Source organism: Citrobacter sp. MGH 55, assembly GCF_016906145.1.
Taxonomy (GTDB): Bacteria; Pseudomonadota; Gammaproteobacteria; order Enterobacterales; family Enterobacteriaceae; genus Citrobacter_A; species Citrobacter_A amalonaticus.
The window spans coordinates 784241-795749 of sequence record NZ_CP070239.1; the positions used below are offsets into that span (position 1 = coordinate 784241).

An 11509-nucleotide genomic window follows, 5' to 3' on the forward strand; every position below is an offset into this window, starting at 1 on the left:
TATTCAGACAAAGTTAAGTAGAATCCGCCGCGACCAGAGACAATCGATGAGGTGAATCATGCAGGACACAACGATGGAAACCCGGCTGGCCGAGCTGGAAAGTCGGCTGGCTTTTCAGGAAATCACCATTGAAGAGCTCAACGTAACGGTAACCGCTCACGAGATGGAAATGGCCAAATTGCGCGATCATCTGCGACTGCTGACGGAAAAGCTCAAAGCGAGCCAGCCTTCCCACATCGCCTCCCAGGCCGAAGAGACGCCACCGCCTCATTATTGAGACGTAAAAAAAGCGGGTTAAACCCGCTTTCTTGTATCCGATGGCACCAACACTTATCGGACGGTCTCATAAATACCCAAAGGATTTCGAGTCACCGCAAGGCGGCAAGCTTGAGCAAGCCCCGGGAGCATAGAAAACTATGTGACCGGGGTTCGAAAGCGCAGCCAACGCTGCGGTGGTTTGAAAGACGACGGGTATTAGTGGCAACCGCAGCCGCCGTTGCCTTTACCGCCGCCACCGCAGCAGCCTTCGCCGCCGTGCTCGTGACCGTGATCATGGCCGTGACCGCCGCAGCAGCCGTCGTGATCGTGGTCATGGTCGTGACCGTGCGCACCGTGAACGTGGCCGTGAGCCAGTTCTTCTTCGGTCGCTTCGCGGATCGCCACAACTTCAACGTTGAATTTCAGATTCTGACCCGCCAGCATGTGGTTGCCGTCAACCACAACGTGGTCGTCTTCCACTTCGGTAATTTCTACCGGTACCGGACCCTGGTCAGTTTCCGCCAGGAAACGCATGCCAACCTGCAGCTCATCAACGCCCATGAAGACGTCTTTTGGAACGCGCTGCACCAGGTTTTCATCATACTGACCGTAAGCGTCGTTCGCGCCTACCGCAACATCGAATTTGTCGCCAACATCGTGACCTTCCAGCGCTGTTTCCAGGCCAGAGATCAGGGAACCGTGACCATGCAGGTAGTCCAGCGGCGCACTCACCGGAGACTCATCAACCAACACACCGTCTTCTGTACGTACCTGATAGGCCAGGCTGACCACCAGGTCTTTTGCTACTTTCATGATATCTCCTGAGCGTGGGAAAATTGCTGGCGCAGATTGTAGCGGAAATCTGCACCTGTGTACCCTTTAGCTTAAAAAATCTCGGGCCATATCGCTAGTCTGGATGAAAGATCCCAATCACTTGCTCTTCTTTGCGAACGTGATCGCGGACTTCTTTATCCGCTTCCCGCATCTGATGTCCGCACTTAACGCATTCAACAATATCGATATTATTCTCGCGCCACATCGCCAGAGAATCCTGCGCCTGGCAGGAAGGGCATTTCGCCCCTGCAATAAAACGTTTACGAATTGCCATACTTATCCTCTATTCGAATTCATCCCAGCCATCCAGTTGGCGTCGTTCTTGTTGCATCTCGCGCTGGAAAATCTCCTCCAGCTCGCGTCTGGCTTCTCTGGCGCGAGAGATTTGTACCGTATCAGCATGCATCGGGATGAGCTCCCTCAGCATCCGCATATCCAGCCGGCGGAAATGCAGTTGCGCCCGCTGCGCCTGATGGGGATGCATCCCCAACGACACCAGCGTTTTGCGTCCCAGTTCCAGCGCACTGGAAAAGGTCTCACGGGAAAACTGCGTTACCCCTGCCTGTAATAACTCATGCGCTTCAACGCGTCCGCGCGCTCGCGCAAGAATATGCAAATGCGGGAAATGTTGCTGACAGATCGCCACCAGCTTCATCGTATCTTCCGGTTCATTACAGGTAATGACGATAGATTCCGCCGCCTCTGCGCCCGCGGAACGCAGCAGATCCACCTGCGTCGCATCGCCGTAATAGACCTTATAGCCATATTTACGCATCAGGTTCACCGCGCTGATGTCCCGCTCCAGCACGGTAATGCGCATCTTATTCGCCATCAGCAAACGGCCGATAACCTGACCAAAACGGCCAAAGCCCACTACGATGACCTGCGGCTTATCATCCTCAACCCACGGCATTTCATCTTCTTCATCCGGGCCGTTAAGCTGACGGGACAGCCATTTATCGATAAGCTTCATCAGCATCGGCGTGGTCATCATCGACAACGTGACGGTCACCAACAAAAGCGCCATCTGATCGCCCTGAAACAACCGCTGCGACGACGCGGTTGAGAACAGCACAAAAGCGAACTCTCCGCCCTGGCTCAACACGCCCGCAAACTGCATTCTTTCAGAACTGCGCAGGCCGTACAGTCGCGCCAGCAGATAAAGCACCAACGTTTTGACCGCCACCAGCACCACCACGCTTGCCACAACCCACAGCAGATGGGTATACAGCACGCCCAGATTGAGTGACATCCCGACAGAAATAAAGAAGAGACCCAGCAGCAGTCCTTTAAACGGATCGATCGCGGTTTCCAGCTCATGCCGATATTCGCTTTCCGCTAACAGTACCCCGGCGATAAACGTGCCGAGCGCCATCGACAGCCCCAGCGCATCCATAAACAATGCCGATCCCAGCACCAGCAGCAGCGTGGCGGCGGTAAACACTTCACGCACGCCGGAGGCGGCAATAAACCGGAACACCGGACGCAGCAGATAGCGTCCACCAATCAGCATGCCAGCAAACGCCAGCACCTTCATACCGATCTTCATCCAGTCAAAGTCTTCATCGGCCGAACCGGCTAACAGCGGTACCAGCGCGAGCGCCGGGATCACCGCCAGATCCTGGAACAGCAAAACCGAAAAGCCCAACTGCCCGGATTCGCTGCGATTCATCCCTTTTTCGCGCATCAGTTGTAGTGCCATCGCAGTGGAAGACATTGCCAGGCCTATCCCGCCGACGACCGCCGCAGGCCACGAGAAATCGGTCAATATTAGCAGTCCGGCCAACAGCGCCGCACTCAGCAGAACCTGCGCCGCACCCACGCCAAAGATAGAACGCCGGAGCTGCCAGAGCTTCGACGGGTTCAGCTCCAGCCCAATGATAAACATCAGAAACACGACGCCGAGTTCAGAGAAGTGGAGAATCTCATCCACGTCGCTGATGAACCCCAGCCCCCACGGACCAATAGCAATCCCCGCAAGCAAATAGCCCAATACCGCGCCAATCCCCAACCGTGATGCCAAAGGCACCGCAGCCACCGCCGCGAAGAGAAACAGCACTCCCGCCAGCATTAAATCGGAACCTTCCATCAGCGGCCTCCCACAGGAACGGGATGAGCAAGCCAGTCGCCATACGCTTTTGCATGGCTTTCCAGCTCCTGTGCGCTTTGTCGTCTGGCCCAGTAGATAATAATGGGACTCAACCAGTGCATCCGGCACATCCCTGCCGTCAGTTCGAATGGCCGCAGTACATCGCTCATCGGATAGCGATTCAGCGCGTCATAGCGATAGGCGCTCTCCGGTTCCCCGGTTGTTATCACGCTCCGCCAGTACTTTCCCGCTAACTGATTTCCCCCGGGGCCGCTGGCAAAGCCACGGCTCAAGACGCGATCCAGCCACTCTTTCAGCAACGCCGGACAGCTATAGGTGTACAGCGGATGCTGAAACACGATCACGTCATGCTCACGCAGTAGCGCCTGCTCATGCGGGATATCGATAAAAAAATCAGGATAGTGCGCGTAGAGATCGTGCACCGTAACGTTGCTGAGCTGCGTGGCCGGCTTAAGCAGTACCCGGTTAGCCACCGAGTCCTGAGATTCCGGATGGGCATACAGCAGCAAGACCTTTGCTGGCTGAGACATCATCCCCCTCCCGGTTTATTTCTGTTTTTGTGTATCGTCGTCGTTTTGGGCTACCATTGCGGCCCGGTGCGGAAAATGGCCCACACCTTACATTATCATAATGATAAATTAACATAGTCTGAACATACGGCGCCTTATGATTGTTTTCTCCTCGTTACAAATTCGTCGCGGCGTGCGCGTCTTACTGGACAATGCCACTGCCACCATCAATCCGGGCCAGAAAGTGGGCCTGGTGGGTAAGAACGGCTGCGGGAAATCTACCCTGCTGGCATTGCTGAAAAATGAAATCAGCGCAGATGCCGGCGGTTTTACCTTTCCCGGTAGCTGGCAGCTGGCGTGGGTGAATCAGGAAACACCAGCCCTGCCCCAGCCCGCGCTGGAATATGTCATTGACGGCGACCGCGAATATCGTCAACTGGAAGCCCAGTTGCATGACGCTAACGAACGTAACGACGGACACGCCATTGCCACCGTCCACGGCAAGCTGGATGCCATCGACGCCTGGACCGTACGCTCCCGCGCAGCCAGCCTGTTGCATGGTCTCGGTTTCTCTAATGAACAACTGGAACGTCCAGTCAGCGACTTTTCCGGCGGCTGGCGTATGCGTCTCAACCTGGCTCAGGCGCTGATTTGTCGCTCCGATCTCCTCCTGCTCGATGAACCAACCAACCACCTCGATCTGGATGCGGTTATCTGGCTGGAAAAATGGCTAAAGAGCTATCAGGGCACTCTGATTCTGATCTCTCACGACCGTGATTTCCTCGATCCGGTAGTGGATAAAATCATTCATATCGAACAGCAAACGATGTTCGAGTACACCGGCAACTACAGCGCGTTTGAGATTCAGCGCGCCACGCGTCTGGCCCAGCAACAGGCGATGTATGAAAGCCAGCAGGAGCGCGTGGCGCATCTGCAAAGCTATATCGATCGCTTCCGCGCCAAAGCCACGAAAGCAAAACAGGCACAGAGCCGTATTAAGATGCTGGAACGCATGGAGCTGATTGCCCCGGCGCATGTCGATAACCCGTTCCATTTCAGCTTCCGCGCGCCGGAAAGCCTGCCGAATCCGCTCTTGAAGATGGAGAAAGTGAGCGCCGGTTACGGCGAACGCATCATCCTGGACTCCATTAAACTGAACCTGGTGCCAGGATCGCGTATTGGTTTGCTGGGACGTAACGGTGCGGGTAAATCCACGCTCATCAAACTGTTGGCGGGTGAACTCGCGCCGGTGAACGGTGAAATTGGCCTGGCGAAAGGCATTAAGCTCGGGTATTTTGCCCAGCATCAACTTGAGTATTTGCGCGCGGATGAGTCGCCGTTGCAGCATCTGGTGCGGCTGGCGCCACAAGAACTGGAACAGAAACTACGCGATTACCTGGGCGGCTTCGGCTTCCAGGGCGATAAAGTCAGCGAAGAGACGCGTCGTTTCTCCGGCGGTGAAAAAGCGCGACTGGTGCTGGCGCTGATCGTCTGGCAGCGTCCGAACCTGCTGCTGCTCGATGAACCGACTAACCACCTTGATCTCGACATGCGCCAGGCATTAACTGAAGCGCTGATTGAATTTGAAGGCGCGCTGGTGGTCGTATCGCACGACCGCCATTTGCTGCGCTCCACAACCGACGACCTGTATCTGGTGCATGACCGCAAGGTCGAGCCGTTCGATGGCGATCTGGAAGATTATCAGCAGTGGCTGAGCGATGTGCAGAAGCAGGAAAGCCAGTCCGACGAGACGCCAAAAGAGAACATCAACAGCGCGCAAGCGCGTAAAGATCAGAAGCGTCGGGAAGCTGAACTGCGGACGCAAACTCAGCCGCTGCGTAAAGAGATCGCCCGTCTGGAAAAAGAGATGGAGAAGCTGAACGCACAGCTGGCGCAGGCAGAAGAGAAGCTGGGTGACAGCGAACTTTACGACCAGAGCCGCAAAGCCGAGCTGACGGAATGTCTGCAACAGCAGGCCAGCGCCAAAGCCGGGCTGGAAGCGTGCGAACTGGCCTGGCTGGACGCCCAGGAACAGCTTGAGCAGATGCTGAGCGAGTAACGGTGATGACACACGTAATCCTTCACGACCCAGAGATGCCAAATGGCAGCAGTGACGAATTTCGCCCGATGCGCGGTATCAGTAACTGCCATCTACAGACCATGTTGCCGCGTTTGATCCGCCGAAAGGTGAATTTCGACGCCCACTGGCAGCGTCTGGAATTGCCCGACGGCGACTTTGTCGATCTGGCATGGAGTGAAGATCCGCATCAGGCGAAGCACAAGCCGCGCCTGGTGGTCTTTCATGGTCTGGAAGGCAGCCTGAACAGTCCGTACGCACATGGCCTGATTGAAGCGGCAAAGAATCGTGGCTGGCTTGGCGTGGTGATGCACTTTCGCGGTTGCAGCGGCGAACCGAATCGCCTGAACCGTATTTATCACTCCGGTGAAACCGAAGACGGAACCTGGTTCTTAGGCTGGTTGCTGCGGGAATTTGGCCACGCGCCGACGGCCGCCGTAGGCTATTCGCTCGGCGGAAATATGTTGGCATGCCTGCTGGCTAAAGAAGGGAAAAACATCCCGCTTGATGCGGCGGTCATTGTCTCGGCTCCCTTTGTACTGGAAGCCTGCAGCTATCATATGGATAAAGGCTTTTCCCGTATTTATCAGCGCTATCTGCTCAACCTGCTGAAAGCTAACGCATCGCGCAAGCTGGCGGCTTATCCGGGCTCGCTGCCGGTGAGCCTGGCGCAGTTGAAGTCCCTGCGCCGGATCCGCGAGTTTGACGATTTGATCACTGCCAAAATTCACGGCTTCGCCGATGCTATCGACTACTATCGTCAGTGCAGTGCCATGCCCTTGCTCAGCGACATCGCCATTCCGACGCTGATCATTCACGCGAAAGACGACCCGTTTATGGATCATCACGTGATCCCCAAAGCAGAAGATTTACCGCCGCAGGTGGAATATCAGTTAACCGAACATGGCGGGCACGTTGGATTTATCGGCGGGACGCTACGTCGGCCAGAAATGTGGCTGGAATCGCGCATCCCTGACTGGCTGACACCGTATCTGGAGGCCTAATCATGCAAATCCCCTGGCAGGACCTTTCCCCCGAGACGCTGGACAATCTGATCGAAAGCTTTGTGTTGCGCGAAGGTACCGATTATGGTGAACATGAACGTACCCTTGAACAAAAAGTCGCCGACGTCAAACGCCAGTTACAGTGTGGCGAAGCGGTGCTGGTGTGGTCTGAGTTGCACGAAACCGTCAATATCATGCCGCGCAAGCAATTTCGCGAATAACCCGCACGCTATCGGCCGACTATAATAAAAAATCAATTTATTGATGGAGTTAACATGTCTGCCAAACATCCGGTGATTGCGGTAACAGGATCCAGCGGCGCGGGGACCACCACCACCAGCCTCGCGTTCCGTAAAATTTTTGCGCAGCTCAACCTGCGCGCAGCCGAGGTGGAAGGCGACAGTTTTCACCGCTATACCCGTCCGGAAATGGATATGGCGATCCGCAAAGCACGCGACGCCGGACGCCACATCAGCTATTTTGGCCCCGACGCCAATGACTTCGGTCTACTGGAGCAGACGTTTATCGAGTACGGTCAGACGGGCAAAGGCCAGTCGCGTAAATATCTGCATACCTATGATGAAGCCGTGCCATGGAATCAGGTACCGGGGACGTTTACCCCGTGGCAACCCCTGCCGGAACCCACTGACGTATTGTTCTATGAAGGCCTGCACGGCGGCGTCGTCACGCCCCAGCATGAGGTCGCAAGACATGTTGATCTCTTGGTCGGCGTGGTCCCCATCGTTAACCTGGAGTGGATCCAGAAGCTTATCCGCGACACCAGCGAACGAGGCCATTCTCGTGAGGCGGTGATGGATTCGGTGGTGCGTTCGATGGACGACTATATCAACTACATCACGCCGCAGTTCTCCCGTACCCACATTAACTTCCAGCGCGTTCCCACCGTGGACACCTCGAACCCATTCGCGGCCAAAGGCATTCCGTCACTGGATGAGAGCTTTGTCGTGATTCATTTCCGTAATCTGGAAGGAATCGATTTCCCCTGGTTGCTGGCGATGCTGCAGGGGTCATTCATTTCCCACATCAATACATTGGTGGTACCTGGCGGCAAAATGGGGCTGGCAATGGAACTCATCATGTTGCCGCTGGTGCAGCGACTGATGGAAGGCAAGAAGATCGAATAAACGATGGGAAGTGCGCGATGGCGCTACGCTTATCGGGCCTACAAATCAGGGATCTGTAGGCCGGACCAGGTGCTAGCCGCCATCCGGCGACAGGAAAAATTACGCCGCAATCACTTCATACGAATGGGTAATGTTGACCGCTTTTCCCAGCATCAGCGCCACAGAGCAGTACTTCTCCGCTGACAGGTCGACCGCACGCGAAACGGCGGCATCTTTCAGATCGTTACCGGTGACAATAAAGTGCAGATTGATGTGGGTGAACAGGCGTGGCGCCTCTTCGCGACGTTCTGACGTCAGTTTCACTTCGCAGTTCGTCACATCCTGACGGCCTTTTTGCAGGATAGAAACCACGTCAATGGCGCTGCAACCGCCCGCTGCCATCAACACCATTTCCATCGGGCTCGGCGCTTTATCACCAGAGTTACCGTCCATCAAAATCTGGTGTCCGGAAGCCGACTCACCAAGGAAGGTTAACCCCTCAACCCATTTAACACGCGCTTGCATATTTTTTAACTCCAGTGCGTCAATTTTCCTGACAGATTACGCGTACATAACAATTCTCGCAACGGAAGGCGACCTCCGTCATGCTGAAGCGAGACACCAGGAGACACACGGCTAAAGCTATGCTAAAACAGTCAGGATGCTACAGTAATACATTGATGTACTGCATGTATGCAGAGGACTTCACATTAAAGGCTGCAGTGAGTTTTTGACAGCCTCTTCCCAGGACGCGGGAAGCACATTTTTGCAACCCCAGAGACAGCGGCATTTTTTGGCTCTGGAGACAGCTTATAACAGAGGATAATCGCGCATGGTGCTTGGCAAACCGCAAACAGACCCGACACTTGAATGGTTCTTGTCTCATTGCCACATTCATAAGTACCCGTCCAAGAGCACGCTGATTCACCAGGGTGAAAAAGCAGAAACGTTGTACTACATCGTTAAGGGCTCAGTGGCAGTGTTGATTAAGGATGAGGAAGGGAAAGAAATGATCCTTTCTTATCTGAATCAGGGTGATTTTATTGGCGAACTGGGCCTGTTTGAAGAAGGCCAGGAACGTAGCGCATGGGTTCGGGCGAAAACAGCGTGTGAAGTGGCTGAAATTTCTTACAAGAAATTCCGTCAGTTGATCCAGGTGAACCCGGATATTCTGATGCGCCTCTCTTCCCAAATGGCTCGCCGTCTGCAAGTCACTTCAGAGAAAGTCGGTAACCTGGCTTTCCTCGACGTGACCGGTCGTATCGCCCAGACTCTGCTGAATCTGGCGAAACAACCTGATGCGATGACTCACCCGGACGGCATGCAGATCAAAATCACTCGCCAGGAGATTGGCCAGATCGTTGGCTGCTCTCGCGAAACCGTTGGTCGTATTCTGAAGATGCTGGAAGATCAGAACCTGATCTCCGCTCACGGTAAAACGATCGTCGTTTACGGCACTCGTTAATCTCATCGGAAATGACGCGCTACCCGCTAGCGCGTCATTTTTGTTTTGCCAATGTGGCGCAGACTGATTTATCACCCAGAAATCAATTATGCACTACGTCAAACGCTGGTGCTCTGTTTGCCCGTGGCCGTCGGCCTGATCATCGGGCAGTTACATCTGGGCCTGCTCTTCTCTCTCGTTCCCGCCTGCTGCAACATTGCCGGGCTTGATACTCCGCACAAACGCTTTTTCAAACGTCTGATCATCGGTGCGTCGCTGTTTGCCGGCTGTAGCCTGATCATGCAGTTGCTGCTGGCGCAGGCGGTGCCGTTACCCCTGATCCTGACCGGCCTGACGCTCACGCTCGGCGTCACCGCTGAATTGAGCTCCCTTCACGCGCGTTTGCTTCCGGCCTCGCTAATCGCGGCGATTTTCACACTGAGCCTCGCGGGAAATATGCCGGTCTGGGAGCCGCTGCTGATCTACGCGCTGGGCACGCTGTGGTATGGCTTGTTTAACTGGTTCTGGTTTTGGCTCTGGCGCGAACAGCCGCTGCGCGAGTCGCTGAGCCTGCTGTACCGGGAACTGGCGGATTACTGCGAAGCGAAATACAGCATGCTGACCCAGCATACCGACCCGGAAAAAGCCCTGCCGCCGCTGCTGGTGCGCCAGCAGAAAGCCGTCGACCTCATCACCCAGTGCTATCAGCAGATGCACATGCTGTCGGCGCATCACAATAATGACTATAAGCGGATGCTGCGCGCCTTTCAGGAAGCGCTGGATCTGCAGGAACATATCTCCGTCAGTTTGCATCAGCCGGAAGAAGTGCAAAAGCTGGTCGAGCGCAGTCACGCGGAACAGGTGATACGCTGGACGGCGCAAACGGTCGCCGCTCGCCTGCGCGTACTGGCGGATGACATTCTGTATCACCGGCTGCCGACGCGGTTCACCATGCAAAAGCAGATTGGCGCGCTGGAAAAAATTGCTCATCAGCATCCGGATAACCCCGTCGGGCAGTTCTGTTACTGGCACTTCAGCCGTATCGCCCGCGTACTGCGCACCCAGCGCCCATTGTACGCCCGCGATCTGATGGCCGATAAGCAGCGTCGGCTACCGCTGCTGCCGGCGTTGAAAAACTACCTCTCGCTGAAATCTCCGGCGCTCCGCAGCGCCGGGCGGATCAGCGTCATGCTCAGCATCGCCAGTCTGATGGGAACCGCGCTGCATCTGCCGAAGCCTTACTGGATCCTGATGACGGTGCTGTTTGTGACGCAAAACGGTTACGGCGCCACCCGCGTGCGTATTCTGCACCGTTCGGCGGGAACGCTGGTGGGGCTGATTATCGCAGGCGTAACACTGCACTTTCATATTCCTGAAGGATATACGCTGGCGCTGATGCTGGTGATCACCCTGGTCAGCTATCTGACCATCCGCAAAAACTACGGCTGGGCGACCGTGGGATTTACCGTCACGGCGGTGTACACCCTGCAACTCCTGACGCTGGACGGCGAACAGTTCATCATTCCGCGATTTGTCGACACGGTGATAGGCTGCCTGATTGCGTTTGGCGGCACCGTTTGGTTATGGCCACAATGGCAGAGCGGACTGTTGCGTAAAAACGCCCATGATGCGCTGGAGGCCGATCAGGAAGCTATTCGTCTGATTCTGAGTGACGATCCGCAGGCCACACCGCTGGCTTATCAGCGTATGCGCGTCAATCAGGCGCACAACACGCTGTTTAACTCACTGAATCAGGCGATGCAGGAGCCAGGCTTTAACACGCACTACCTGGCGGACATGAAGCTGTGGGTGACGCACAGTCAGTTTATCGTCGAACATATCAATGCCATGACCACGCTGGCGCGTGAGCATACGATGCTGACGCCGGAACTGGCGCAGCGATATCTGCAATCGTGCGAAATTGCCATCCAACGCTGTCAGCAGCGGCTGGAGTACGACGGGCCGGGCAGTTCGGGGGATGTGAATATTCTGGAAGCGCCTGAAGCGCTCACCCACGGCCCCTTAAGCACGCTGGAACAGCATCTGCAACGCGTGCTGGGGCACCTGAACACAATGCACACTATCTCGTCTGTCGCATGGCGTCAGCGGCCGCACCATGGGATCTGGCTCAGCCGCCGGTTACGGGATA

12 protein-coding genes are annotated in these 11509 nt (G+C 55.5%); 7 read left to right on the plus strand and 5 right to left on the minus strand.

Going from position 1 to position 11509, the window contains the following annotated elements; all coding sequences use genetic code 11:
- Positions 1 to 58: 58 nt before the first annotated feature.
- Positions 59 to 277 carry a protein SlyX gene (locus tag JTI98_RS03115; RefSeq protein WP_042998387.1) on the plus strand — a complete coding sequence of 73 codons (219 nt, stop codon included), beginning with the start codon at positions 59 to 61 and terminating at the stop codon, positions 275 to 277.
- A 197-nt stretch (positions 278 to 474) separates the two neighbouring features.
- Here JTI98_RS03115 and slyD read toward each other — a convergent pair whose 3' ends face one another.
- The 4 genes from slyD to kefG form a co-directional block, all read right to left on the minus strand.
- Positions 475 to 1071, minus strand: coding sequence for a peptidylprolyl isomerase (slyD, locus tag JTI98_RS03120; RefSeq protein ID WP_042322804.1), 597 nt, complete (start codon positions 1069 to 1071; stop codon positions 475 to 477).
- A gap of 94 nt (positions 1072 to 1165) precedes the next feature.
- A complete protein-coding gene (locus JTI98_RS03125; protein WP_042998388.1) occupies positions 1166 to 1366 on the minus strand; it encodes a YheV family putative zinc ribbon protein in 201 nt (66 codons plus the stop codon).
- 9 nt (positions 1367 to 1375) lie between these two features.
- A complete protein-coding gene (gene kefB, locus JTI98_RS03130; RefSeq protein ID WP_042998389.1) occupies positions 1376 to 3181 on the minus strand; it encodes a glutathione-regulated potassium-efflux system protein KefB in 1806 nt (601 codons plus the stop codon).
- A complete protein-coding gene (kefG, locus tag JTI98_RS03135; protein WP_042322810.1) occupies positions 3181 to 3732 on the minus strand; it encodes a glutathione-regulated potassium-efflux system ancillary protein KefG in 552 nt (183 codons plus the stop codon). The genes kefB and kefG overlap by 1 nt, the downstream gene beginning before the upstream one ends.
- A gap of 136 nt (positions 3733 to 3868) precedes the next feature.
- Between kefG and JTI98_RS03140 the strand changes: the two genes are divergently transcribed.
- The 4 genes from JTI98_RS03140 to JTI98_RS03155 are packed head-to-tail and all read left to right on the plus strand — an operon-like array spanning position 3869 to position 7937.
- On the plus strand, positions 3869 to 5770 hold the full coding sequence (locus tag JTI98_RS03140) for an ABC transporter ATP-binding protein (RefSeq protein WP_058587485.1): 1902 nt from the start codon (positions 3869 to 3871) through the stop codon (positions 5768 to 5770).
- A gap of 5 nt (positions 5771 to 5775) precedes the next feature.
- Positions 5776 to 6792 (plus strand): hydrolase, encoded by a 1017-nt coding sequence (locus tag JTI98_RS03145; RefSeq protein WP_252869612.1) that lies wholly within the window; start codon positions 5776 to 5778, stop codon positions 6790 to 6792.
- A 2-nt stretch (positions 6793 to 6794) separates the two neighbouring features.
- Positions 6795 to 7013: a YheU family protein gene (locus JTI98_RS03150; RefSeq protein ID WP_042998391.1), complete on the plus strand. Its 219-nt coding sequence runs from the start codon at positions 6795 to 6797 to the stop codon at positions 7011 to 7013.
- A gap of 54 nt (positions 7014 to 7067) precedes the next feature.
- Entirely contained in the window at positions 7068 to 7937 is an 870-nt protein-coding gene (locus tag JTI98_RS03155) for a phosphoribulokinase (protein ID WP_042998392.1), read from the plus strand.
- Between the two features lie 99 nt (positions 7938 to 8036).
- Here the strand turns inward: JTI98_RS03155 and JTI98_RS03160 are convergent, their stop codons facing one another.
- Positions 8037 to 8441, minus strand: coding sequence for an OsmC family protein (locus JTI98_RS03160; protein ID WP_042998393.1), 405 nt, complete (start codon positions 8439 to 8441; stop codon positions 8037 to 8039).
- A 307-nt stretch (positions 8442 to 8748) separates the two neighbouring features.
- On the opposite strand from JTI98_RS03160, the gene crp reads away from it, so the two are divergent.
- Together crp and JTI98_RS03170 are read left to right on the plus strand one after the other, a co-directional pair.
- A complete protein-coding gene (gene crp / locus JTI98_RS03165) occupies positions 8749 to 9381 on the plus strand; it encodes a cAMP-activated global transcriptional regulator CRP (protein ID WP_000242758.1) in 633 nt (210 codons plus the stop codon).
- A 51-nt stretch (positions 9382 to 9432) separates the two neighbouring features.
- Positions 9433 to 11509: YccS/YhfK family putative transporter (locus JTI98_RS03170; protein ID WP_216081907.1), on the plus strand; the 2077-nt coding region annotated here is incomplete at its 3' end.